Here is a 24500-nt window from a genome sequence, read left to right as displayed (position 1 = left end):
CCCACGACCCGGTCGCCGACACCCCCCGATTGGCGAAACCCTACAGACGCCCGCCACCCCACCCACGTAGCCGGAACCACGTCACCTCAGTGACCAGGGTCACGCCGTACCGCGTGTAACCAGGCTTCTTTGTCCGGAGCCCACCAAGCGCCCGTTCGACCGTTTGTCGACCACTGACGGTGATCGGCCCGTGCCCCCTGGGATAGCGTCACGGTGTCCCGAACCGCCCCGACCCCGCGTGGAGTCCCCATGAGCACCGCCGCCGCCCCCGCCCGCCCCGGACAGGTCCTCGCCGACCTTCTGCCCGCCTCCCGTGTCCGGGACGTCGCGCTCGTGCTGGGCGGTGCCGCGCTCACCGGCCTCGCCGCCCAGATCGCGGTGCCGATCCCCGGCTCCCCGGTGCCGGTGACCGGCCAGACCTTCGCCGCGCTGCTCGTCGGCACGACCCTGGGCGCCCAGCGCGGCTTCCTCGCCCTCGCCGTCTACGCCCTGGCCGGCGTCGCGGGCGTCCCGTGGTTCGCGAGCGGCACCTCCGGCGCGACCGCCGTCTCCTTCGGCTACATCCTCGGCATGATCCTCGCCTCCACGGTGGTCGGCGCCCTGGCCCGCCGCGGCGCGGACCGCAGCGTGTGGCGCATGGCCGGCACGATGCTGGTGGGCGAGGCGATCATCTACGCCGTCGGCGTCCCCTACCTGGCCTACGCCGCCGACCTCTCCGCCTCCGCCGCGATCGCGGCCGGCCTCACTCCGTTCCTGATCGGCGACGCCCTCAAGGCGGCCCTGGCGATGGGCCTGCTGCCCACCGCCTGGAAGTTCGCCGACCGCTGATCCTTCGGCCCTGCGGAAGAGGCTCGCCGGGTCGTGGCGCGACTCGGCGGTGGCCGACCTCCGGCTGCGGGGGGGGGGGGGGGGGCCGGGGGGGGGGGGGGGGGGGGGGGGGGGGGCCCCCCGCCCGGCCCCCCCGCGAGCCGCTCTCCAGGGGCTCAGCCCTGCCGCTGCTCCGGCCGCCGCCGCGACCACCACAGCCCGGCCGCGCCCGCCGCGAGCAGCGCCGCCCCGGCCGCACCCAGCGGCAGGACGTCCCGCCCGAGCCCGGTCCTGGGCAGCTCGTCACCGCCGGGTCCCACGGGCGTGTTGTCGGTGCCGAGCAGCAGCGGAGTGGCGGGGGCGTTCGGCGACGGATTCGTCGTACCGAACGGCACCGGACCCTGCTGCCAGAACGTCTTCGACCCGTCCGTGGTCTGGACGGGCAGACAGATCTTCCCGGTCCTGCCCAGATCGAAGGTCGCGTCGACGGCGTACGACTTCGACGCGCCGGCCGCCAGATTGTCGACGGCGCAGGAGAAACCGCTGTTCGACCCCTCGGGGAGATCCTTCTCCGCGATCTGTGAACACCCCTTGACGTTCTTGACCGTCAGCCCGTCGAAACCGACGACCAAAAGCCTGATCGCGCCGCTTTCCTTGGTTCCGTCATTCTTCACCGTGGCGGTGATCGCCGTTTCCTCGGAGCCGTTGTCGACCGAGATCCTCTCGGGCAGCAGCGTGCTCAGCTTCACGCCCGCGGGCGCCTTGTCGACGGGCTTTCCCCCCTTACCGCTACCGGGCCCCGGGTCGCCTGCGACGGCAGGGACGGCAAGGACCACCACCGCCGAGAAAGATGCCGCGACCAGCGATCCCGCGATCGCCGTCATGCGACGAGAACTCATGTTCGCCCCCCTTGGCTGCGCCTGAATTCGCAGTACTTGAAGAGGTACCACAAAATTCCTCCGCACTATGCTGGTACGGCGGTAAGTGTGACCATTGTGTTTCGGGGAACGGGCAATGGAGGGGGTGCGGAGGATTGCCGGGAAATGCGAGGGATTCGGGGAACGCGGGAACTCCGGGAGACGCGAGTGCACCGGGAGGTGCGAGTACTCCGGGAATTCCGGGAGTTCGGGGATTTCCGGGGGCTGCGGGAGACTCTGGTTCTCCGGTGACTCCCGGAGGCACGAGGACCGGTGGTGTGCCAGGTCTCCTGGTGGCCGGCCGGTATCGGCTGGTCGAGAGTATCGGTCAGGGGGGAATGGGGCGGGTGTGGCGAGCCGCCGACGAGACGCTCGACCGGCAGGTCGCCGTCAAGGAAATGCGCATCGACGGCCTCGACGCGGAGGACGCCCGCACCCGCCGCGAACGCACCCTGCGCGAGGCCAGGGCCACCGCCCGCATCGACCACACCAACGTCGTCCGCGTCTACGACGTCGTGGACGAGGGCGAACGCCTGTGGATCGTCATGGAGTTGGTCGCCGGACGCTCCCTGGAGCGGATCATGGCCGAGGAGGGCCCCCTCGACCCGCGCGAGACGGCCCGCATCGGCCTCGGCCTGGTCACGGCCCTGCACCAGGTGCACGCGCGAGGCGTCCTGCACCGCGACATCAAACCGGGCAACGTCCTGGTGGAGAACGGCGGCGAACGCGTCGTCCTCACCGACTTCGGCATCGCCGCGATCCAGGACGCGAAGGCCCTCACCATGGTCGGCATGCTGGTCGGATCCCCCGACTACATGGCCCCCGAGCGCATCTCCGGCCGCCCCCAGGGCCCGCCCTCCGACGTCTGGTCCCTGGGGGCCACCCTCTGCGCCGCCCTGGCCGGCCACTCACCCTTCTCCCGCGACACGACCCTGGCGACCCTGCACGCGGTCCTCTACGAGGAACCCGAACTCCCGCCCGCCGCAGGCCCGTTGCGCGACATCCTCGCCGCCCTCCTGGAGAAGGAGCCGACGGTCCGCGCAGGCCTGAGCGATCTGGAGCAGGCGCTGCACCCGGTGGCTTTCCCACCGCCACCGCCACCGCCGACGCCATCGCCGCCACCGCCACCGCCATCGCCACCGCCGCCGACGCCGGTGACGGCAGGGCCAGGGTCAGGGCCAGGTCCAGCAGGAGGGGAGGAAGCTGAGCCGGAGGGGCCGGAAGCAGAGGAGCCGCGCTCCGGGGAGCCACCGACGCGGACCTTGCTGAACGCGCCCAGGACGCACGGGCCACGGGACCCGCGCCGGCCGGAACCCCGGCCACCGGCGGGGAAGGGCGTCTCCCTCACCCGAGCCCAGGCACCGACCGAACGCAGGCCGACCCCGCCCGCACCGACCCCGCCCGCACCCGCCCCCCGGCCCACCGCGCACCGCCGCCGTACGATCCTGACGGCCGCCGGGGGAGTCGTGGGCGTGGCCACAGCCGTGGCGATCGTGCTGGCGTCGTCCCCAGGATCCGGCGGTGACGAAAACCGGGCGGGCGCCTCACCCCACCCGTCCTCGATCACCGCGTCGACCCCGGACCCGGGCAGCGCGCTCCCCACCCCGACCCCCAGCCCCACCGTCGAGGGCACGTTCAGGCCGCCGAGCCTGCCGCCGGGCGCGCACCAGGAGGCCGGCGGATACGCGTGGGCGACGCCGAAGGGCTGGCGGCGGGACGTGAAGACGGGCGCGGAGGTGCACTACACGTCCCCCGACGGCAGGCAGGAACTCGTGGCCAAGTCCTCCCTGGCCCGGGGCGACCTGTTGGCCACCTGGGAGACCTCCGAACAGAACGCGCACCGGGGCCGGGACTACCGCAAGATCCGCCTGGAGGAGACGACGTTCCGGGGCGATCCGGCGGTCGTCTGGGAGTACACCTTCACCCTCCAGGGCATCCCGTGGCACGCCCGGCTCCTGGGCTTCAACGAGAGCGGAAAGTCGTACCAGATCAACATCTGGTACCGGCCGGAGGTGGAGAAGAAGGCAGTGCGGACGTACGAGCAGGTGAAGGACAGCTTCACGGTGCTGTGACGACAACCACACCCACACGGCACGTCCGCCCCGCGGGCACGGCAAAGGGGCCCGCAGACGCAGGCCCCTCCGCCGAACGCGTCCCGCGGGACGACAGGACGACTACGCGAGGACTCCTACTTGACGGCGTCCTCCGGAGCGGGCTCCCCGTCCTTGACCATGACCTTGTCCTTCACGAAGGCGATGGCGAGGACGACGGCGGCGACGAGAAGCGACAGCAGCACGGTCTCGCGTCCTTCGTGCTCGGTGTCGGTGAGCATGTAACCGAGGACGAAGACGATCAGCGCGGCGGTCGCCCAGGTCAGGTAGGGGTACAGCCACATCCGCACGACGAGCTTCTCCGGCGCCTCGGCCTGGATGATCTTGCGCATCCGCAGCTGCGAGAAGCAGATGACGAGCCAGACGAACAGGGCGACGGCACCGCTGGAGTTGACCAGGAAGAGGAAGACGGAGTCCGGGTACTTGTAGTTGAAGAAGACGGCGACGAACCCGAACGCCACGGAGGCGGCGATGGCCGCCAGCGGCACGCCCCGGGAGGTCGTCCGGGCGAACGCCTTCGGCGCGTCACCGCGCTCACCGAGCGAGAAGGCCATGCGGGAGGCGGTGTAGAGGCCGGAGTTGAGGCAGGACAGCACGGAGGTCAGCACGATGAAGTTCATGATCTGACCGGCGTGCGCGATGCCGAGGGAGTCGAGGGCGGCGACGTAGGAGCCCTTCTCCTTGATGGAGGGGTCGTTCCACGGCAGCAGGGCGACGACGACGAAGATCGACCCCAGGTAGAACACGGCGACACGCCAGATGATGCTGTTGGTCGACTTGGTCACGGCCCGCTGCGGGTTCTCGGACTCACCGGCGGCCAGGGTCGCGATCTCACTTCCCATGAAGGAGAAGACGACGAGCAGCACACCGGTGAGGATGGCGCCGGGACCGTGGGGCAGGAACCCGCCGTGGTCGACGAGGTTCCCGATGCCGGCCTTGTCGCTGTCGGCCCCGGGCAGCACGCCGAACACGGCGAGCCCGCCGATGACGATGAACGCACCGATGGCGAGGACCTTGATGCCGGCGAACCAGAACTCGAACTCGCCGTAGGAGCCGACGGAGACGAGGTTGGTGGCGGTCAGCACCACCATCACGATCAGCGCCCACCCCCACTGCGGAACGGCGGGTATCCACGACTCGAGGATCGCGGCACCGGCGGTCGCCTCGACGGCCAGGACGACGCCCCAGAAGAACCAGTACAGCCAGCCGATGGTGAACCCGGCCCAGGGCCCGAGCGCGCGGTCGGCGTGTGCGGAGAACGAACCGGAGGTCGGGTTGGCGGCGGACATCTCACCCAGCATCCGCATCACCAGCACCACGAGCGTGCCGACGAGGGCGTAGGAGAGAAGGATGCCGGGGCCGGCGGTGGCGATACCGGAACTGGATCCGACGAACAGGCCCGCCCCGATGACGCCGCCGATGGCGATCATCGAGAGGTGTCGGTTCTTGAGACCTGCCTGGAGGCCGGAACCGGGTTCTCCGGGGCCTCCCGGGCCGCCGTCGGCCTTTGTCAGAGTCGGCTGCGAAGTCATGGGACGGATTTCCTTTGCGCCGCGTGGGGTGTCTCCCGTACGAGCGGTGTACGGGCTCTACCGGGGTGGTGTACGAGCCGGTCCAGTGAATCCGAGGTGTATTAATTCGGAAACCTTTGATTCCGGATCGTTACTTGAGCTTTTCCTGAGGTTCTGTAGTGAGGCTCACACTTTTCGGGCACACCACCCGGCGCTGCTACCCGGCGACACGCGTGTCACACTCATCCCATGCGCGTGTATCTCGGCTCGGACCATGCCGGCTTCGAACTCAAGAACCACCTCGTCGAATGGCTGAAGGCGGCGGGTCACGACCCGGTCGACTGCGGCCCGCACATCTACGACGCCCAGGACGACTACCCGCCCTTCTGCCTCCGCGCCGCCGAGAAGACGGCCGCGGACCCCGACTCCCTCGGCATCGTGATCGGCGGCTCCGGCAACGGCGAGCAGATCGCCGCGAACAAGGTCAAGGGCGTCCGAGCCGCCCTCGCCTGGAGCGAGGAGACGGCCTCCCTGGGCCGCCAGCACAACAACGCCAACGTCGTCGCCGTGGGCGCCCGCATGCACACCCAGGAGGAGGCGACGAAGTTCGTCGAGACCTTCCTCAACACCCCCTTCTCGGGCGACGAACGCCACATCCGCCGCATCGACATGCTCACCACCTACCAGGCGACGGGCCAGCTCCCGCCGATCCCGGCCCACCACCCGCAGCAGTAGGCGACCACCGACCGGGGTTCCCTCGGCGGCGCTCGGGCGCGGCTCGGCGCCGCCGAGGGGGCAGCCGCTGAGGACGCCTCCGGGGGCGCCGGGCGAAGCTCCAGCGGGGGTCTGGGGCGGAGCCCCGGGGAGCGACGCTCTCCCGCTCACCCAACCGGGTGGGGCTGCGAGTGAAGAGCACCCCGGGGGCGCAGGCGGCGAAGCCCCTGCCGGGGTCCGGGGCGGACCCCCAGGGTGAGGTCCACCTCTTGGCCGAGCGAGTCGGGTGGGTGGACGAAGAACCGTTGAGGAAAGGGCACCCGTGCCAGAAGGTCACACCATTCACCGCCTGGCCCAGGACTACGCCGCCCGCTTCACCGGCCGGGCCCCGCACGTGACCAGCCCCCAGGGCAAGTTCTCCGACGCCGCGGCCCTCCTCACCGGCACCCCCCTCACCCACACCGAGGCCCACGGCAAACACCTCTTCCTGGGCTTCGGCAACGACACCTGGGTCCACATCCACCTCGGCCTCTTCGGCAAGGTCACCTTCGGCGACGCCCCCGCACCCCCGCCCACCGACACCGTCCGCCTCCGCCTCGCGGGCCCCACCGCCTACGTGGACCTCCGCGGTCCCACCACCTGCGCCCTGATCACGGACCCCGAGAAGCAGGCGATACACAACCGCCTCGGCCCCGACCCCCTGCGCGCGGACGCCGACCCGGACACCGCCTACCACCGCATCTCCCGCAGCCGTACGACGATCGCCGCCCTCCTCATGGACCAGAAGGTCATCGCCGGCGTCGGCAACGTCTACCGCGCGGAGGTCCTCTTCCGTCACGGCATCGACCCGTACCGCGCGGGCCGGGACATCACCCCGGCCGAGTGGAAGGAGATCTGGTCGGACCTGGTCACCCTCATGCGCGAGGGCGTCCGCACCAACCGCATCGACACCGTCCGCCCGGAACACACCCCGGAGGCGATGGGCCGTCCACCCCGCGTCGACGACCACGGCGGCGAGGTCTACGTCTACCGCCGCGCCCACCAGCCCTGCCACCTCTGCGGCGACGAGATCCGCACCGCCGACCTCGCCGCCCGCAACCTCTTCTGGTGCCCCACCTGCCAGCGGACCTGACGCCGATCCGGTCCGGCGGGCCGGTCTAGAACCCGTGCGGCAGCCAGGGAGCCGGCGTGCTGCCGAACCCCACCGAGGCCTCCCCCAACGCCCCCTGCCGCAGCTCCCGCACCCGCCCGGCCGCCGCCAACGAGGCAAGGCTCACACCCCCGAGGTACGCCGCCCCCAACTCCCGTACGGACAGGGCAAGGTCGGCCGCGTCCTCCGTGCGTGCACAACTCGCCCCCTTCGCGTCCCCGGTCAACCGCCAACGCCCCGAGTTCCAGGGGCAGAAGGCGTCCTCCACCTCCAACACCACATCCACCGGCACCTGATAGGTCCGCGCCTCCAGCGCGGCCCCGACGTCCACCAGCCGCACGTACAACCCGTCCCGCACCCGCAGCAGGCACCGTCGTACGTCGGAGACGAGGTACTGCCATGCCTCGTCGAGCGGCCGCCCCCGCACCTTCAGCGAGGTGGTGAGGTCGATCCCGAACAGGAACCGCCACAGCGCGGCCTCCGACACCGGATCCACCGCGACGAGATCCTGCAACTCCACCTGCCCGTTGTGCCCGGTGTCCGTCCACTCCGGACGCACCCGGAACCGCACATACCCGACAACTTCCCCGTCGCGCTCGGCGATCACGCACTGCAGCGCCGAAGCCCCGCCCCGATCACCCTCCGGGTCGAGCACCCCCAGCCCCTCCCACCCGGGCCGCCGCGCCAGCATCCCGGCCCGCAGGGGCACCTTCCGCGCGTACAACGCCTCGCACAGGTCGAGGACGTCGACGGGTGGGGCGTACCGCAGACGTACGTCGTCCGTGCCGGCCGGGACGGACAGCCGCACCCGGCTGGTGTCGATCTCGGCGGTCAGTCCGAAGGTCGCCGCCCCGTACCCGAACCGCCCGTAGATCGCGGCCTCGGAGGCGGTGAGCACCGCCAGCGGCTCACCCCGCTCCCGTACGTCGTCCAACTGCCGCCGCATCATGGACGTCAGCACTCCGCGTCGCCGATGCGTCGCGACCACGCCGACCATCGTCACGCCGGCGGCCGGCACCGAGGCCCCGCCGGGCACCGTCAACCGGAAGTCGAACGCCCCGGCCGTCCCCACCAACTCGCCCCTGTCCCACGCCCCGAGGGAACGCTCGCACGGGGTGAGCCGCCTCCACAGCGCACGTTCCTCCTCCGACTCGCCGACCCCGCCGAAGGCGCGTAGCAGGGTGTCGTACCACTGATCCCAGTCCTCCGGCCGCAGCACCCGCAGATCGGCCGCCGGTGAACCCTCGCGGCCCGTCGCCTCAGTCGTCATGGATCCATGCCTAGCAGCCCAATGCGGGACGAGCCAGGGAATTTCTCCCTCTGTACGGCGCGAGCGCTTTCCGTGCCGTTCACTGTGAAGTCGAGCCTCGGACGGGGGACAAGTGGGACCTCCCGTGCCAAGCGGTGGGTTGGATGGATAGGGTCCCGAACTAATGGCAGCAGGACGACAGCGGCGCTCGGAAGCCGAGACGTTCACGGCCCGGTTGAAGCATCTGATGCACCGGGTCCGCACCGGCGTGCGCAAAAGCGCCGTGGACTACTTCCGCGGCGACGGTTCGGACTGGATCGCGCTGGCCGGCCTGCTGCTCACCGTCCCGCTCATCGCGGCCACCACCCTCGCCAACTCGGTGTGGTGCTCACCGGCCGCCCTGGTCCTGCCGATCGTCGCCGGCGGTCTGCTGCTGCGCCCGGCGAGCCTGCTCGGTCTGTACGCGGCGGCGGCCACGGCGCTCATCGTGGAGTCGGTGCAGCTCGGCCCGTACACCGAAGGCCCGTCGCGGGTCACCCCGGGCGTGGTCCTGGTGGTCGCCGCGTGCGGCTTCTTCGGCCTGCTCATCGCCCAGTTCCGCAGCCGGGTCGGCGTGCCCTGGCGGCGCGGCGGCACCATGCTCTTCGACCTGCGCGAACGCATCCGCGTGCAGAGCAAGCTGCCGAAGCTGCCGCAGGGCTGGCACCGCGAGATGGCGCTGCGGCCCGCCGGGGGTCAGTCGTTCTCCGGCGACTTCGTCGTCGCGGCCCGGACGAACGGCGGCCGCACCCTGGAGGTCGTCCTCACGGACGTCTCCGGCAAGGGCATGGACGCCGGCTCCCGCGCCCTGCTGCTGTCGGGCGCCTTCGGCGGCCTGCTCGGCAGCCTCCCCCCGCACGCCTTCCTGCCCGCCGCCAACGGCTATCTCCTCCGCCAGGACTGGGAAGAGGGCTTCGCGACCTCCATCCACCTCGTCCTCGACCTGGACTCCGGCGACTACGAGCTGTACTCCGCCGGGCACCCGCCGGGCCTCCAGCTCAGCGCGGGCAGCGGCCGCTGGGAGGAGAAGGCCGCGGAGGGCCCGCTCCTCGGGGTGTACGAGGGCGCGCAGTTCGACCCGGTCAAGGGCTCCCTGCGCGCCGGCGACGTGCTGATGCTCTTCACCGACGGCCTGGTGGAGACCTCCGACCGCGACATCGTCGAGGGCATCGACCGCCTCACCGGCGAGGCCGACCGCTATGTCGCCGGCGGCTTCCAGGGCGCCGCCTGGCACCTGATCGAAGCGGTCGCCAAGGACGTCAACGACGACCGGGCCCTGCTGCTGATCTGCCGCGAGGGCCCCACGGCCCAGGCGATGCCGGTCCACTGAGCCCGACGGAGGCAGCCGCATGCTCACCCCGACCGAGGTCGAGACCCTCGCCCGCACCGCCCACGAGGGCCAGACCGACAAGGCGGGCCGCCCCTACGCCGAACACCTGAGGGCGGTCGCGGAGGGCGTACGGTCCCGGGGCGGCGACGCGGACCAGATCGCGGCGGCCTGGCTGCACGACGCCGTCGAGGACGACGTCCTCACCGAGGCCTGGCTGCGCGAGGCCGCGCTGAGCGACCGTACGAAGGCCATCGTCCTGGCCGTCACCAAGCGGGCGGGGGAGGCGCCGGAGGCGTACGCGGCACGCATCCTCGCCACCCCGGGCGCACTGCTGGTGAAGGAGGCGGACCTGGCGCACAACGCGGACCCGGCCCGCCTGGCCGTCCTCGACGCGGCGACCCGCACCCGGCTGACCGAGAAGTACACCCGGATGCGCGCACTTCTCGGTCTCATGGACACGACCGGCACCTGACGGACACGGCCGGGCATCCCGCACGTGGTACGGCGGGCCACCTTGCCCGCGGTCGGGTGGAGGGTTCCCGGCAGTCCGGCAGGGTGCCGGCCGGGGCACGTACTTCTCCTCCTGAGGCGGCGGGCGCGCCACGACCGGCTCCGTGGACCCGGCCGGCCGTCATGGCCGCCCGCGACAACCGGAGCGGTTTCTTCCACTGGTATCGGATTGCGTCGGTATTCCTTCAAAATCAAGCAATATCATCACACGGCTTTCAGGTTGGCCAGGATCGGTGTGCGCGTGCGCATTGGGGTGTGGAGTAACAAAACGGACAGCTTGGCCAAGTCGATTGCAGCCACCGGAGGGCGGAATTTGACCCCGGTTTGAGTGAGTGAGGCTTGAACCCTTGACTCCGTGAACGCGCGGCGAGTCGGCCGCGCAGGCAACGTGCCATGCTCCCCTGCGCCCAGACGTGATCTTGGAATGTGCCCATCAGTGCACAGCTCACGCGCTGGTCAGAGGGGTACAAGCGTGTTCGCACGTGAATTCGCAGGCGGGTTGATCAACTCCCGCATACAGAGATGGGCGGCGACGGTGGCAACCACCGCGTTGCTGTCCAGCATGCTGGGTACGGCCGTGGCGTCGCCGGCCCAGGCCGCGTCCGAGAAGAGCAAGGCTCCGGCGCAGTCGGTGACAGAGCGACCTGACGCTCTGTCGGCCATGATGGCGGCCCGCAAGCAGCACACCCGGGTGGAGGTGATGTCCGAGCGGACGGAGACCTCGCAGACGTTCGCCAACCCCGACGGGTCGTGGACGTCGAGCCAGTACCCGGGTCCGGTGCGGGTCAAGGATGCCAAGGGCGCCTGGCACCCGATCGACACGACGCTCGTGCAGGACGCCAAGGGTGCCTGGCACCCGAAGTGGGCCGAGGCCGACCTGCGCATATCCGACGGTGGCACGGACTCGTTCGCCTCGATCGAGGACGCGGGGCGCTCGTACGGGGTCTCCTGGCCCGGCAAGCTGCCGAAGCCGAAGGTGGCCGGGAACACCGCGACGTACGAGAACGTCCAGCCGGGCGTGGACCTCAGGGTGACGGCCCTGCCGACCGGTTTCTCCCATGTGCTGGTGATCCGACAGGCCCCCACCCAGCCGCTGAAGTTCGCGCTGCCCACCCGCACCTCCGGGATGGAACTGTCCCAGGACACGTCGGGTCACCTGCGGTTGAAGAACAAGGCCGGCAAGCTGGTCGCCTCCGCGCCCGCACCGGCGATGTGGGACTCCTCCGTCGACCGGCGCTCGGGCGAACCCAAGCACGAGGCCACCATCCCCACCCAGGTGAAGGCCGGCAAGAAGGCGGGTGACAGCTCACTGGAGCTGTCCCCGGCCGCGTCGTTCTTCGCCACCAAGGATCTGACCTATCCGGTCATCGTCGACCCGGCCACCACACTCGCGGTGACGACGGACACCTGGGTGCAGAACCCGGACTACCCGGACTCCCAGATCTCCTCGCCCGAACTGAAGGCCGGTACCTACGACGGCGGTTCGGACGTCGCCCGCTCGTACCTGAAGTTCGACGTGTCCAAGTTCGCGGGCAAGCACATCCTCGACACGGACCTGCAGCTCTACTCGTACTACTCATCCACCTGCGCCACCACCGGCGCGGGTGTGCAGGTGCGCCGCATCACGTCGAACTGGGACTCCTCCAGCATCACATGGGGCGCCCAGCCCACCACGACGACCACCGACGCCATCACCAACACCGCTGCCCTGGGCTACGACTCGTCGTGCCCCGCGGGCAACATGCACTGGGACGTCGACAACATCGTCAAGTCCTGGACGTCCGGCGCCTCGACCAACTACGGGTTCCAGGTTCGTGGCGCCTCCGAGACGGACTCCCTGACCTGGCGGCGCTTCCGCTCCGCGAACTACGTCTCCGGTGACAACTCGGCCGAGCCGCACCTGACGGTCACCTACAACTCCACCCCGAGCACCCCGACGGCCCTGTCCGCCTCGCCCCTGGTGACCACCACCGTCGGCACCGTCAAGTCGACGTCCGCGACGCCCACGTTCACGGCGAAGTCCACCGACGCCGACGGCGGAAACGTCACCCTCACCTTCGAGGTCTCCCACGACCCGGCCTACCCTTCCGAGGGCACCGGAGTGATGTGGACCGGGACCAAGACGGTGGCCTCGGGCACGTCCGGCTCGGTGACCATGCCGTCCACGGTGATCGGCTCGACCCGGCCGCACATCCAGTGGCGGGTCCAGGCCTCCGACGGCACCGACACGTCCGCGTGGTCCGGCTACAACAAGTTCGGCTTCAACATCACCCCGCCGTCCGCACCGACCATCAGCTGCCCTGACTACACGTCCGGCGCATGGTCCGCGCACACCGGCTCGGAAGTCTGCACCGTGGACACCACGTCCACCGACGGCGCCGGCTACTACTGGGCGCTGGACAACGCCAACCCCACCACCAAGGTGGCCGACCCCGACGGCACCGGCGGCGACCCGCTCACGGTCACGGTCAACCCGGCCAACGGCTGGCACACGCTGTACGCCAAGTCCTTCGACGACTCCTACAACCAGTCCACCGTCACCGCGTTCTCCTTCGGTGTCGGCACCGCGGGCATGACCTCCCCGAGGGACCAGGACACCACGTCCACCACCTTCACCCTGCAGTCCAACGCTCCGCCGGGCTCGGCAAAGGTCACCTTCCAGTACCGCAAGGGCACGAGCGGTTCCTTCACGACCATTCCGACCGGGGACGTCACGAACGGCGGATCGGCCGTCACCTGGCCCACCGCGGTGAACACGGTCACCGGCGGCGTCCAGTCCCCGGCGCTGACCTGGAGCGTCACGCACACGGTCGCCAATGACGGCCTGCTGCAGATCCAGGCGGTGTTCACGGACTCCTCCGGCAACAACCCGATCACCACGCCTGCGGTCAACGTCACGCTCGACCGGGTCGGCACCGGTGTCGACTTCGGCACCACCCAGGCCGGACCGGTCACGGTGGGCCTCCAGTCGGGCAACGCGTCCGTGAGCGCCACGGACGTGTCGATCGCCGCCTTCGGCAGCGGCCTCGCGGCCACCCGCACCTTCAACTCCCTGAACCCGGCAGCACCGTCGATCTTCGGCCCGGGCTGGACCACCAGCCTGCCCGTCCAGGGAACCGGCGCGTCCTGGTCGTCGCTCACCGACGCCACCACGTACACGGTGCTGGCCGACGCGGACGGCTCCAAGCTGACCTTCGCCACCGGCAGCACCGACGCCGGCGGGGTGACGTCGTACACCCCGCAGGGTCCGGCCGTCACCGCGGGCCTGAACCTGACCAAGAAGAGCGGCACCTTCACCCTCACCGACGCCAAGGGCAACCAGGTGGCGTTCACCGCTCCGGCGGGCGGCGCGACCGGTCAGTACCTGCCCTCCACGGTGACCCCGCCCGCGGGCGCCAGGGCCACCGGCTACGTGTACGACGCCACGTCCACCGACGCGGCCTACGGCAAGCCGATCCTGGTGGTCGCCCCGGACGCCAACGCGTCCGCCGGCACCCCCAGCACCACGGCCTGCCCCAACCCGCCGTCGGCGAGCACCTGGGACGCGGGCTGCCGTGCCCTCGAGCTCGTCTACGACAACACGACGAAGAACGTCTCCCAGATCAACTTCGTCACCTCCGACGGCACGACGCTCACCCGGACCGCCGTCGCCCAGTACACCTACGACGCCTCCGGCCGGCTCACCGCGGAGTGGGACCCGCGCATCAGCCCCGCGCTGAAGAGCACCTACACCTACGACGAGACCAGCGGCGACGCCGACTTCGGACGCCTCACCTCGATCAGCCCCGCCCAGTCCACCCCCGGCACGCTCGCGCCGTGGAACCTGGCCTACAACAGCACGGCCGGCAGCCCGGACTACGGCAAGCTGCTCTCGGTCACCCGCACCCACGACCAGGCGCACGGCGGCGGCACCGCCAAGACCGCCGTGGTCTACAGCGTGCCTCTGACCACCGCGGCCGGCGGCCCGGCGAACATGAACGCGGCCACCACCGCGACCTGGGGCCAGCAGGACAACCCGGTCTCCGCAGTGGCGATCTTCCCGCCGGACCACGCGCCGAGCGGCACCCCGCCGTCCGACTGGACGTACGCCCGCGTCCTCTACTACGACGCCAACGGGCGTGAGGTGAACAGCGCGGTCTACAACAACGGCTGGAACATCACCACCACCGAGTACGACCAGTACGGCAACGAGGTGCGTGACCTGACCGCCGCCAACCGGGCCACCGCGCTCGCCGACAGCGACCCGGTGACCACCGCCGGCCAGGTGGACAGCCGGGACCTGTACTCGGCCGACGGCACCCGACTGCTGGACAGCTACGGCCCCGCCCACGAGGCGATGGCCGCGGGCAGTCTGCAGACGGTCCGCACCCACTCGCACTACGTGTACGACGAGGGCGCGCCCAACGGGAACGTGGACGCCGACGGCCAGCCCTACGGCCTGGTCACCACCGAGACGGTGACCGCCAGCATCGGCAGCGCCGTCCCGGGTGACTCGGACGTCGAGGCCCGCACCACGCAGAACCTGTACAGCAGGGGCACCGACACCAGCGGCTGGACCCTGCACACTCCGCTGCAGATCGTCACCGACCCCGGGACCGGGCACCTCGCCCTCGACAAGTCGGTGGTCTACAACCAGAACGCCAACCTGTACGGCGGACAGCCGCTGCTGACCGAGTCCCGGCTGCCCAGCGACACCGGCGGCACGAAGGCCGGTACCACCCGCACCGTCTACTACACGGCCGGCGCCAACAGCGCCGACGCGTCCTGCGGCAACCAGCCGGCCTGGGCCGATCTGGTCTGCAAGACGCAGCCTGCCGCCCAGCCAGGCACCGCCGGTCTGGCGACCCTGCCGGTGGTCAAGTACACCTACAACACCTACCTGGAGGAGCTGACCAAGACCGAGACGTTCACCGCCGCCGACGCCGGCACCGCCACCCGTACCCTGACGTCCACCTACGACGCCGCGGGCCGGGCCACCGGCAGCTCCCTCACCACCAGCGGCAGCGGCATGGGCGCCGCGGTGCCCGCCGGCAAGAACGTCTACGACACGGCGACCGGCCTGCCCACCGACACCCAGAGCGTCGACTCCTCCGGCAACGCGACGGCGCACCTGAAGACCGCGTACGACGACTTCGGCCAGATCACCAGCTACACCGACGCGGCCGGCAACGTCACCAGCTTCACCTATGACCTGGCCGGCCGGCGTATCAGCCGGAACGACAGCAAGGGCACCACGACCCTCACCTACAACGGAGGCAACGACCACAGCGGCGACATGACCGGCGAGTCGGACTCGCAGGCCGGCACGTTCACCGCCGCCTACGACGCCGACGGCAAGCTGGCCACCGAGACCTACCCCGGCGGCACCGTGGGCACGTACACCCACGATTCCACCGGCACCGCGACCGACCTCAGCTACACCAACCCCGCCTGGAGCGGACCGCTCACCGACAGCATCGAGGTCAACGCGCACGGGGACTGGACGAACCGGGAGGTGCTGAACAGCAGCCAGTCCTACACCTACGACGCGGCCGACCGGTTGGTCTCCGCCGCCGACGTCCAGTCCGCCCAGTGCACCACCCGCACATACGGCTACGACGTGGACTCCAACCGGATCTCCGCGAGCACCGCGGCGCCCAGTGCGGACGGCAGCTGCCAGACCGGCTCCGCGACCACCGTCAACCACAGCTACGACGCGGCGGACCGGCTCACCGACGCCGGCTACACCTACGACACGCCGGGGGACGTCACCACCACTCCCTCCGCCGACGCCGGCGGAGCCGGTGACCTCGCGGCGGCCTACTACGCCAACGGCATGGTGGCCAGCCAGACCCAGGGCTCCTCGACGTTCAACTGGCAGCTCGACCCGCAAGGATCGCGTGCTGCCGGCTACACCGACAGCGGCACCGGAGTGACTGTCACCAACCACTACTCCGACGGCTCCGACAGTCCCACGTGGGTCTCCGACTCCCTCGGTGGCTGGACCCGGAACATCGACAGCCCCGCGGGACTCGCCGCCGAGGTCACCGCGGCCGGCACCACCCTGCAGCTGGTGAACCTGCACGGTGACGTGATGGCAACCGCCGATCCCGTCGCCGACACGGTCACCGCCACCTTCACGTACCTGGAGTTCGGCGGCACGACCGACGGCAGCGACCCGGGCACCTACGGCTGGCTCGGCGGGTACCAGCGGTCCGCCGCCGCGCCCGGTGGTCAGATGCTCATGGGCGTCCGGGTCTACAACCCGGCGACCGGCCGGTTCGGCCAGACCGACCCCGTCTTCGGCGGAAGCGCGAACGCGTACGACTACTCCGCGCAGAACCCGATCACGGAACTGGACGTCACGGGTGCCAGCTACCGCAACTACAACGCTCATCACTGGCACTGGTGGGGTCTTGAGATCGACATGACGCGCTACCGGACCACGAGCGTCATCGACCAGCTCTGGAGCAACGCCTCCAAGGCCACGATCCTCGCCGCGTTGTTCGGAGCCATACCCGGCAGCAACGTCGGCGCGGTCGTGTTCGGTGTCATCGCCGGCTACTACGGCTGGATCGCCTCCAAGCTCCAGCACGAGCTGAACATCCAGTCGCACGGCGTCATCCTGGAGCTGTACCTCGGCTACCCGTACGTGACACACGAATGAGGGACGGCGTACCCCCCGCTCCAGGGCGGGGGGTACGCCCGCTCCTGCGCCTGTAAGGAGATGGTGAGACTGTGGGAACCTTCGATTCGGCGGTGGTCATCGTGGTCGGCCTCCTCGTGGCCGGGGCCGGGATGTTTGCCGCCGTGACAAACCGGGCTCCCGGGTGGCTCGAGGGAACGGTGACCCGTCCGCGCGCGTGGGGTGCCGGTATCGCGCTGCTGGGCCTGTTCGCCGTGTCGGTGAGCCGCCCGCTCCTGTCGTGGGCACCGGCGGGCGGGGCCGTCGGCGAGGCGGCCAGGGCCGGCTTGATCCTGATCGGCCTGGCGCTTCTGTGGCGGGGCCGGAGCTGAGCACGGCAACCTGAACGATGACGGGCCGCCGGAGACATCGTCTCCGGCGGCCCGTCATCGTTCAGGCGCAGGAGCACTAGGCGCTGACCTTCTCGCGCTCCGACCGCTGCTTCTCCCGCTCCCGGGCCAGTTCGGCGGCGTCCCGCTTGAACGCCCAGTCCATCCTCGGCTCCACGACGAACCGGAGGGCCCGGCGTACGGGCTGGGTGCACATCAGCGTGACGGCGACCGCCACGGCGACACTGACGGCGATCTCCCCGAGCGGGCGGTGCAGCGCGGGGTGGTCGAACCAGCCGCGGTAGTCGGCGGTCTTGAGCAGCAGGCCGTGCAGCAGATAGCCGTAGAGCGTGCCCGCGCCGAGCGTCGTGAACCACATGGTGCGGCCCGGCACCCAGGAGAGGAAGCAGGCGGTCAGCAGCAGGGAGCAGCCGAACAGGGCGAGCTGCATGACGGGACCGACCCACCACGGGACGCCCAGCTCCTGCGCGGAGTTGCGGTGGTACAGCCATCCGCTGTTCATCCGCGGCACCGCCCACCAGGAGAAGGCCAGCGCGAAGACGAACACCGGCACGGCCGCGATGCGCACCGAACGCCGGCGTACCAGCCGGAAGTGCTCCGGTTTCAGATTCAGCCCCAGCACGAAGAACGGCAGGAACTGCAGCACGCGCTGGAGGTCCAGGTCGTCACCTATGTTCGGGGTGGCGGACGCCAGCATGGCGATGCCCAGCGCGACCGGCAGGGGATACCGGACCAGCTTCCAGAAAGGGGTGGTCAGTCGCCAGATGAACAGCGCGCACAGGAACCAGGTCAGGTAGTAGGGGTCGAGCAGGCTGATGTCCTGGGGGGCGCCGTCGACGTACGTCTTCAGGAGCGGGTACGCGGTCTCGAAGACGACGTACGGCACGACGATGCCCGTCACCAGCCGCTTCAGCTTGGCGGGGCTTCCGTCGAAACTGCGGGAGAAGAAGCCGGAGATGAGGATGAAGGCCGGCATGTGGAACGCGTACACCAGCACGTACGCCGCCGTGAGCACCCGGCTGTCGCCCTTCAGCGGCTCCCAGGCGTGTCCGAGGGCCACCAGCACGATGGCCATGTACTTGGCGTTGTCGAAGAACGCGTCACGCTGCTTGGACCGTCTGTCGGGGGACTGGTGGTGCTGATCTTTCTGACTCCGGGACGAGCGCGGACCAGGCATGAGAGACGAAGCGGCGTGGAACATCTGAGGCACCCTAGCGTTGTCTGTGGCAGTCCGTAAAACGTTCCTCGTCATCGCGATGTCATTCCTGTAAAAGCCGAAGTCGATGCCCTCCCTGGTGCCTTGGATGTCACGATTCATCCCGACTAAAAGGTGCATAACGCCGGTTGTTGGGGTGTTGTCGGAGACCCTGTGCCCACAATTCGAATTACCTGCACGCCAGTTGTGAATTCATGTGTGGAGCACGCCGCCGAATTGTCGTCCGGCGGTGTTCCGAAGGCGCTCCGACGTCACAGGGAACGGACAGTCGGCGCGGAGGATGCGTCACCGGCCGCATAGGGAGGCCGGGTTGGTGGCACGATGGTCTCTGGCGGGGGTGCGCGGGGTTGCGTCCCCGGGCCGGGAGAGTGGACCGACCGAGGGTGTGATCAGTTGTGGCCATTTCACTGTCAGTGGTGCTGCTGTTGGCGATCGTCCTGGTCGTGCTGATCCGGGGCGGGTCGATCAAGGCCGGCCCCGCCATCGTCGCGATCCTCTTCGGCTTCTTCCTCGCCTCGACCGGCATGGCGCCGTCGATCAACCGCTTCCTGAACTCCCTCGCGGAAACGATCAACTCGATCAGCTTCTGACACGGAGTGCTCCGCCCAAGGCACGCCGCCGCGGAAAACACCGGGGGCCGGACGGAAGGCTGACCTTCCACCCGGCCCCGGGCCGAACAGAGCGGGCGACGGGAATCGAACCCGCGTAGCCAGTTTGGAAGACTGGGGCTCTACCATTGAGCTACGCCCGCACAGGACGCGCCGCAGGTCAGATGACCGCGGCACTGCAGGCATCGTAGCGGGTCGGCCCCCTCGCCCGCACACCCCGTTTTCCCGTCCGTGCCGCCGACCGCCCACAGGCTCGGCAAATGCGGCGGTCAGACGGCCTGCGGGCATGTACCCTACGTGTCGCACCAGACGGGGTGTGGCGCAGCTTGGTAGCGCGTCCGCTTTGGGAGCGGAAGGCCGTGGGTTCAAATCCCGCCACCCCGACCACCTGCGCGATCATGTCGGCGCGTCGCCGCTGATCGTCTTTTGGGCCGTTCAGTGCCTGCGGTTACTATGCAAGCTGCGCGCCCGTGTGTCCGTGCCCGGCCTTCTCGGCCCACGAACTCCTCCGGGCGGCGAATCGCCGGACCTGTCTGGCTCCGGCGAAAACCAAGAAGTCAGCCACAAGGAGACCGAACCGTGAAGAGCGCCGTGGAGACCCTGAACCCGACCCGGGTTCGGCTCACTGTCGAGGTGCCCTTCGAGGAGCTCAAGGACAGCCTCGACGCGGCGTACAAGAAGATCAACCAGCAGGTCACGGTGAAGGGCTTCCGCAAGGGCAAGATCCCCGCCCGGGTGATCGACCAGCGGTTCGGCCGTGGTGCCGTGCTGGAGGAGGCCGTCAACGACGCGCTGCCGAAGTTCTACACGGAGGCGGTCAACGAGGCCGAGATCGACGTCCTGGGCCAGCCCGAGGTCGACATCACCGAGCTGAAGGACGGCGAGACGCTGAACTTCACCGCCGAGGTCGACGTGCGCCCCGCCCTGGAGCTCCCCGAGGACTTCTCCTCCATCGAGGTCGAGGTCGACGCCCTCGAGGTCACCGACGAGGACGTCGAGAAGTCGGTCGAGCAGCTCCGTGAGCGCTTCGCCTCCACCTCCCCGGTCGAGCGCGCCGCCGAGGACGGCGACGTCGTCACGGTCGACCTGCAGGCCAAGGTCGACGGCGAGGTCCTCGAGGACGGCGTCGCCGAGGGCGTCTCCTACACCATCGGCTCCGGCGAGCTCCTCGAGGGCATCGACGACGCCGTGAAGGGCCTGGAGGCCGGTGGCGAGGCCACCTTCACCTCCGAGCTCAAGGGCGGCTCCGCGGCCGGCAAGGAGGCCGAGGTCACCGTCAAGGTCAGCCAGGTCGCCGCCCGCGAACTGCCCGAGCTGGACGACGACTTCGCGCAGCTCGCCTCCGAGTTCGACACCCTCGAGGAGCTGAAGGCCGACAGCCGCAAGCGCCTCGTGAACATGAAGCAGTACGACCAGGCCACGCAGGCCCAGGAGCGCGTCCTGGAGAAGCTCCTGGAGCTCGTCGAGGTGCCCGTCCCCGAGAAGCTGCTCGAGGACGAGATCAACACCCGCAAGCACAACCTGGAGCACCACCAGCTCGGCCAGATGGGTCTGACCCTCGACAAGTACCTGGAGATCCAGGGCAAGACCGCCGAGGAGTTCGAGACCGAGACCCGTGAGGCCGCGGTCAAGGGCATCAAGACCCAGTTCGTCCTCGACGAGCTGGTCAAGCGCGAGAAGCTCAACGTGAACCAGGAGGAGCTCACCGAGCACCTCATGCGCCGCGCCGCGTCCTCCGGCATGTCCCCCGACCAGTTCGCCCAGGCGGTCGTCGAGGGCGGCCAGGTTCCGCTCCTGGTCGGCGAGGTCGCCCGCGGCAAGGCCCTGGCCCTGGTCGTGGAGTCCGCCACGGTCAAGGACACCAACGGCGAGATCATCGACCTCGACGACGAGGACGAGGAGGGCTCCGCCGAGGAGGCCACCGCCGAGGCGCAGGCCGAGACCAAGGACGAGGGCGAGGGCGACGAGAAGGCCGAGGCCTGATCCTCGCTTCGCCTCCGAAGTGATCAGAAGGGCCCTGGGGCGTACGACGCTCCAGGGCCCTTCTGGCTCGTCCAGAGGGCAGCCCGGCCGGGGTGCCTGGGGACTCCTGCCCCGGGGCCCGTCGGCCCGCCTCAGGGGCGCGGGGCCGCATCGATGCGCGCCTCCGCCGCGACGGGGGTGCCCCCGCGCAGGGGAGTCCCGCACGCTCGGGCGAGGCCCAGAGCGGGGGGAAGCCGGGAGGTGGGGGCGACCAGCCACGACGTACCCGCGGCCCGACGACTTCCGCGGCGCCCTCCACGCGACCGCACCGGCCGCCAGGCGGAGCCCTCCGCTACGCCCCCGGCGAACACTCACCTCTCCGGGATTCCCCGAAGGGACCCGCGCGTTAGGGTCCATGAATACGAGGGCAGTGGAGTCCCCGAAACGGCTCCAGCCCCAGCAGGGAAACGTGAGACGGCCCGGCGCCGTCGTAAGACGAGCAGGTGGATACGTGACGAATCTGATGCCCTCCGCCGCCGGCGAGCCTTCCATCGGTGGTGGCCTCGGCGACCAGGTCTACAACCGGCTGCTCAACGAGCGGATCATCTTCCTCGGCCAGCCGGTCGACGACGACATCGCGAACAAGATCACCGCACAGCTGCTGCTCCTTGCCGCCGACCCGGACAAGGACATTTACCTGTACATCAACAGCCCGGGCGGTTCGATCACGGCCGGCATGGCGATCTACGACACCATGCAGTTCATCAAGAACGACGTGGTGACCATCGCCATGGGCCTCGCGGCCTCGATGGGCCAGTTCCTGCTCAGCGCGGGCACCCCCGGCAAGCGCTTCGCGCTGCCGAACGCCGAGATCCTGATCCACCAGCCCTCCGCGGGCCTGGCGGGCTCGGCCTCCGACATCAAGATCCACGCCGAGCGGCTGCTGCACACCAAGAAGCGCATGGCCGAGCTCACGGCTCAGCACACCGGCCAGTCGGTCGAGCAGATCACCCGCGACTCGGACCGCGACCGCTGGTTCGACGCCTTCGAGGCCAAGGAGTACGGCCTCATCGACGACGTGATCCCCACGGCCGCCGGCATGCCGGGCGGCGGCGGCACCGGGGCGGCCTGAGGCCACCCTGCCAAGCCCCCAGCCGACCGCCTCAGCCCCTAGGAGACAGACAGTGAACGACTTCCCCGGCAGCGGCCTGTACGACCGCACGCGCGCCGAGTACACGGGCCCGGCCGCCGAGTCCCGCTACGTGATCCCCCGCTTCGTCGAGCGCACCTCGCAGGGCATCCGCGAGTACGACCCGTACGCGAAGCTCTTCGAGGAGCGGGTGATCTTCCTGGGCGTCCAGATCGACGACGCCTCGGCCAACGACGTCATGGCGCAGCTGCTGTGCCTGGAGTCGATGGACCCCGACCGTGACATCTCGGTCTACATCAACAGCCCCGGCGGCTCCTTCACGGCGCTGACGGCGATCTACGACACGATGCAGTTCGTGAAGCCGGACATCCAGACGGTCTGCATGGGCCAGGCGGCCTCCGCCGCGGCCGTGCTGCTGGCCGCCGGTACGCCCGGCAAGCGCATGGCGCTGCCGAACGCGCGCGTGCTGATCCACCAGCCGTACAGCGAGACCGGCCGCGGTCAGGTCTCCGACCTGGAGATCGCCGCGAACGAGATCCTGCGGATGCGCTCGCAGCTGGAGGAGATGCTGGCCAAGCACTCCACCACGCCGATCGAGAAGATCCGCGAGGACATCGAGCGCGACAAGATCCTCACGGCCGAGGACGCACTGTCGTACGGCCTGATCGACCAGATCATCTCGACCCGGAAGATGAACAACACCTCCCTGCGCTAGCGCGGGAGGGGGAGTATCGTCTGCCGCCCCTTGGCACGGTGTGACGCGTCCGCACGTGAGTGAGTGGACGTGAACCGTGCCAAGGGGGGCCCGAACGGGGGGCCCGGCAAGGTACCGTCGACATAAGGCAGCACCAGGAGCCGCTGGACTCGAAAGACGTCCAGGCGTCTCCCAGGCGAAGGGGAAGCACACCGTGGCACGCATCGGTGACGGCGGCGATCTGCTCAAGTGCTCGTTCTGCGGCAAGAGCCAGAAGCAGGTCAAGAAGCTCATCGCAGGGCCCGGTGTGTACATCTGCGACGAGTGCATCGATCTCTGCAACGAGATCATCGAGGAAGAGCTCGCGGAGACCAGTGAGGTCCGCTGGGAGGAACTCCCGAAGCCGCGCGAGATCTACGAGTTCCTCGAGGGCTACGTGGTCGGCCAGGAGGCCGCCAAGAAGGCCCTGTCGGTCGCGGTGTACAACCACTACAAGCGCGTCCAGGCCGGTGAGAACGGCGGCGCCCAAGGCCGCGACGACGCCATCGAGTTGGCGAAGTCGAACATCCTTCTGCTGGGTCCCACGGGCTCCGGCAAGACCCTCCTCGCGCAGACCCTCGCGCGCATGCTGAACGTCCCGTTCGCCATCGCCGACGCCACGGCGCTGACCGAGGCGGGGTACGTGGGCGAGGACGTCGAGAACATCCTGCTGAAGCTGATCCAGGCGGCCGACTACGACGTCAAGAAGGCCGAGACCGGGATCATCTACATCGACGAGATCGACAAGGTCGCCCGCAAGAGCGAGAACCCCTCGATCACGCGTGACGTCAGCGGCGAAGGCGTCCAGCAGGCCCTGCTGAAGATCCTGGAGGGCACCACGGCCTCCGTCCCGCCGCAGGGCGGCCGCAAGCACCCGCACCAGGAGTTCATCCAGATCGACACGACGAACGTCCTGTTCATCGTGGGCGGTGCCTTCGCGGGTCTGGAGAAGATCATCGAGACCCGGGCCGGCGCCAAGGGCATCGGCTTCGGCGCGACGATCCGCTCCAAGCGGGAGCTGGAGGCCAAGGACCAGTTCGAGGACGTCATGCCCGAGGACCTGGTCAAGTTCGGCATGATCCCCGAGTTCATCGGCCGTCTGCCGGTCATCACCTCGGTCCACAACCTGGACCGCGAGGCCCTCCTCCAGATCCTCATCGAGCCCCGCAACGCGCTGGTCAAGCAGTACCAGCGCCTCTTCGAACTCGACGGCGTGGAACTCGACTTCGAGCGCGAGGCCCTCGAAGCCATCGCCGACCAGGCGATCCTCCGCCAGACGGGCGCCCGCGGCCTGCGCGCCATCATGGAGGAAGTCCTCATGTCCGTGATGTACGAGGTCCCCTCCCGCAAGGACGTGGCCCGCGTCGTCATCACCGCGGACGTCGTCCACTCCAACGTCAACCCGACCCTGATCCCGCGGGAGGCGCGGGGCGGCCGGGGGCCGGGCGAGCAGAAGACGGCGTAGCCGCCACCCGCGCG

17 protein-coding genes and 2 tRNA genes are annotated in these 24500 nt (G+C 69.7%); 14 read left to right on the top strand and 5 right to left on the bottom strand.

Features of this window, described 5'->3' with window-relative positions; genetic code table 11:
• Positions 1–249: 249 nt before the first annotated feature.
• Complete coding sequence (locus ACPT94_RS00690; RefSeq protein WP_360340719.1) at positions 250–828, top strand: biotin transporter BioY; 579 nt, start codon at positions 250–252, stop codon at positions 826–828.
• 155 nt (positions 829–983) lie between these two features.
• On the opposite strand, the gene ACPT94_RS00685 is transcribed toward ACPT94_RS00690, so the two are convergent.
• A complete protein-coding gene (locus ACPT94_RS00685) occupies positions 984–1706 on the bottom strand; it encodes an LPXTG cell wall anchor domain-containing protein (protein WP_360340722.1) in 723 nt (240 codons plus the stop codon).
• A gap of 356 nt (positions 1707–2062) precedes the next feature.
• On the opposite strand from ACPT94_RS00685, the gene ACPT94_RS00680 reads away from it, so the two are divergent.
• Complete coding sequence (locus tag ACPT94_RS00680; protein WP_489686579.1) at positions 2063–3796, top strand: serine/threonine-protein kinase; 1734 nt, start codon at positions 2063–2065, stop codon at positions 3794–3796.
• 116 nt (positions 3797–3912) lie between these two features.
• Here the strand turns inward: ACPT94_RS00680 and ACPT94_RS00675 are convergent, their stop codons facing one another.
• Positions 3913–5367 carry an amino acid permease gene (locus ACPT94_RS00675; protein ID WP_425244786.1) on the bottom strand — a complete coding sequence of 485 codons (1455 nt, stop codon included), beginning with the start codon at positions 5365–5367 and terminating at the stop codon, positions 3913–3915.
• A gap of 228 nt (positions 5368–5595) precedes the next feature.
• Here ACPT94_RS00675 and ACPT94_RS00670 point away from each other — a divergent pair, with 228 nt between their 5' ends.
• Positions 5596–6081 (top strand): ribose-5-phosphate isomerase, encoded by a 486-nt coding sequence (locus ACPT94_RS00670; protein WP_360340728.1) that lies wholly within the window; start codon positions 5596–5598, stop codon positions 6079–6081.
• Between the two features lie 301 nt (positions 6082–6382).
• Positions 6383–7192, top strand: a complete 810-nt coding sequence (locus ACPT94_RS00665) for an Fpg/Nei family DNA glycosylase (protein ID WP_360340731.1) — start codon at positions 6383–6385, stop codon at positions 7190–7192.
• 25 nt (positions 7193–7217) lie between these two features.
• On the opposite strand, the gene ACPT94_RS00660 is transcribed toward ACPT94_RS00665, so the two are convergent.
• Positions 7218–8480, bottom strand: a complete 1263-nt coding sequence (locus tag ACPT94_RS00660; protein ID WP_360340734.1) for a GNAT family N-acetyltransferase — start codon at positions 8478–8480, stop codon at positions 7218–7220.
• Positions 8481–8643: 163 nt separating this feature from the next.
• On the opposite strand from ACPT94_RS00660, the gene ACPT94_RS00655 reads away from it, so the two are divergent.
• From ACPT94_RS00655 to ACPT94_RS00640, 4 genes are all read left to right on the top strand, one after another.
• The gene (locus ACPT94_RS00655) at positions 8644–9828 is read left to right on the top strand and encodes a SpoIIE family protein phosphatase (RefSeq protein WP_360340737.1); all 1185 of its coding nucleotides are present in this window, start codon (positions 8644–8646) and stop codon (positions 9826–9828) included.
• A gap of 19 nt (positions 9829–9847) precedes the next feature.
• Positions 9848–10300, top strand: a complete 453-nt coding sequence (locus ACPT94_RS00650) for an HD domain-containing protein (RefSeq protein ID WP_425244785.1) — start codon at positions 9848–9850, stop codon at positions 10298–10300.
• A gap of 573 nt (positions 10301–10873) precedes the next feature.
• The gene (locus tag ACPT94_RS00645) at positions 10874–16984 is read left to right on the top strand and encodes a DNRLRE domain-containing protein (protein ID WP_425244784.1); all 6111 of its coding nucleotides are present in this window, start codon (positions 10874–10876) and stop codon (positions 16982–16984) included.
• Positions 16985–17055: 71 nt separating this feature from the next.
• Positions 17056–17334, top strand: coding sequence for a hypothetical protein (locus tag ACPT94_RS00640; RefSeq protein ID WP_360340746.1), 279 nt, complete (start codon positions 17056–17058; stop codon positions 17332–17334).
• 76 nt (positions 17335–17410) lie between these two features.
• Here the strand turns inward: ACPT94_RS00640 and ACPT94_RS00635 are convergent, their stop codons facing one another.
• Positions 17411–18553, bottom strand: coding sequence for an acyltransferase family protein (locus ACPT94_RS00635; protein ID WP_360340749.1), 1143 nt, complete (start codon positions 18551–18553; stop codon positions 17411–17413).
• A gap of 410 nt (positions 18554–18963) precedes the next feature.
• Here ACPT94_RS00635 and ACPT94_RS00630 point away from each other — a divergent pair, with 410 nt between their 5' ends.
• Positions 18964–19158, top strand: coding sequence for a hypothetical protein (locus ACPT94_RS00630; protein WP_073491582.1), 195 nt, complete (start codon positions 18964–18966; stop codon positions 19156–19158).
• Positions 19159–19248: 90 nt separating this feature from the next.
• On the opposite strand, the gene ACPT94_RS00625 is transcribed toward ACPT94_RS00630, so the two are convergent.
• Positions 19249–19319 (bottom strand) — tRNA-Gly (locus ACPT94_RS00625).
• A 167-nt stretch (positions 19320–19486) separates the two neighbouring features.
• Between ACPT94_RS00625 and ACPT94_RS00620 the strand changes: the two genes are divergently transcribed.
• The 5 genes from ACPT94_RS00620 to clpX all read left to right on the top strand — a co-directional run bounded on the left by ACPT94_RS00620 (position 19487) and on the right by clpX (position 24486).
• Positions 19487–19563 (top strand) — tRNA-Pro (locus ACPT94_RS00620).
• Between the two features lie 192 nt (positions 19564–19755).
• A complete protein-coding gene (gene tig / locus ACPT94_RS00615) occupies positions 19756–21159 on the top strand; it encodes a trigger factor (RefSeq protein WP_360340753.1) in 1404 nt (467 codons plus the stop codon).
• 502 nt (positions 21160–21661) lie between these two features.
• A complete protein-coding gene (locus ACPT94_RS00610) occupies positions 21662–22270 on the top strand; it encodes an ATP-dependent Clp protease proteolytic subunit (protein ID WP_055623941.1) in 609 nt (202 codons plus the stop codon).
• A 52-nt stretch (positions 22271–22322) separates the two neighbouring features.
• Positions 22323–23003 carry an ATP-dependent Clp protease proteolytic subunit gene (locus ACPT94_RS00605; RefSeq protein WP_360340756.1) on the top strand — a complete coding sequence of 227 codons (681 nt, stop codon included), beginning with the start codon at positions 22323–22325 and terminating at the stop codon, positions 23001–23003.
• 193 nt (positions 23004–23196) lie between these two features.
• Complete coding sequence (clpX, locus tag ACPT94_RS00600; protein ID WP_189941968.1) at positions 23197–24486, top strand: ATP-dependent Clp protease ATP-binding subunit ClpX; 1290 nt, start codon at positions 23197–23199, stop codon at positions 24484–24486.
• The last annotated feature ends 14 nt before the right edge of the window (positions 24487–24500 follow it).

It is taken from the genome of Streptomyces aurantiaciflavus (assembly GCF_049808595.1).
In the GTDB taxonomy this organism is placed as follows: Bacteria; Actinomycetota; Actinomycetes; order Streptomycetales; family Streptomycetaceae; genus Streptomyces.
This window is presented reverse-complemented; position numbering and strand designations above follow the sequence as displayed.

Bases quoted from the DNA above. Each gene is read 5' to 3' on its own strand.
- ACPT94_RS00690 (WP_360340719.1), top strand. From the start codon at position 250: ATGAGCACCGCCGCCGCCCCCGCCCGCCCCGGACAGGTCCTCGCCGAC.
- ACPT94_RS00685 (WP_360340722.1), bottom strand. From the start codon at position 1,706: ATGAGTTCTCGTCGCATGACGGCGATCGCGGGATCGCTGGTCGCGGCA.
- ACPT94_RS00680 (WP_489686579.1), top strand. From the start codon at position 2,063: ATGGGGCGGGTGTGGCGAGCCGCCGACGAGACGCTCGACCGGCAGGTC.
- ACPT94_RS00675 (WP_425244786.1), bottom strand. From the start codon at position 5,367: ATGACTTCGCAGCCGACTCTGACAAAGGCCGACGGCGGCCCGGGAGGC.
- ACPT94_RS00670 (WP_360340728.1), top strand. From the start codon at position 5,596: ATGCGCGTGTATCTCGGCTCGGACCATGCCGGCTTCGAACTCAAGAAC.
- ACPT94_RS00660 (WP_360340734.1), bottom strand. From the start codon at position 8,480: ATGACGACTGAGGCGACGGGCCGCGAGGGTTCACCGGCGGCCGATCTG.
- ACPT94_RS00655 (WP_360340737.1), top strand. From the start codon at position 8,644: ATGGCAGCAGGACGACAGCGGCGCTCGGAAGCCGAGACGTTCACGGCC.
- ACPT94_RS00650 (WP_425244785.1), top strand. From the start codon at position 9,848: ATGCTCACCCCGACCGAGGTCGAGACCCTCGCCCGCACCGCCCACGAG.
- ACPT94_RS00635 (WP_360340749.1), bottom strand. From the start codon at position 18,553: ATGTTCCACGCCGCTTCGTCTCTCATGCCTGGTCCGCGCTCGTCCCGG.
- ACPT94_RS00610 (WP_055623941.1), top strand. From the start codon at position 21,662: ATGCCCTCCGCCGCCGGCGAGCCTTCCATCGGTGGTGGCCTCGGCGAC.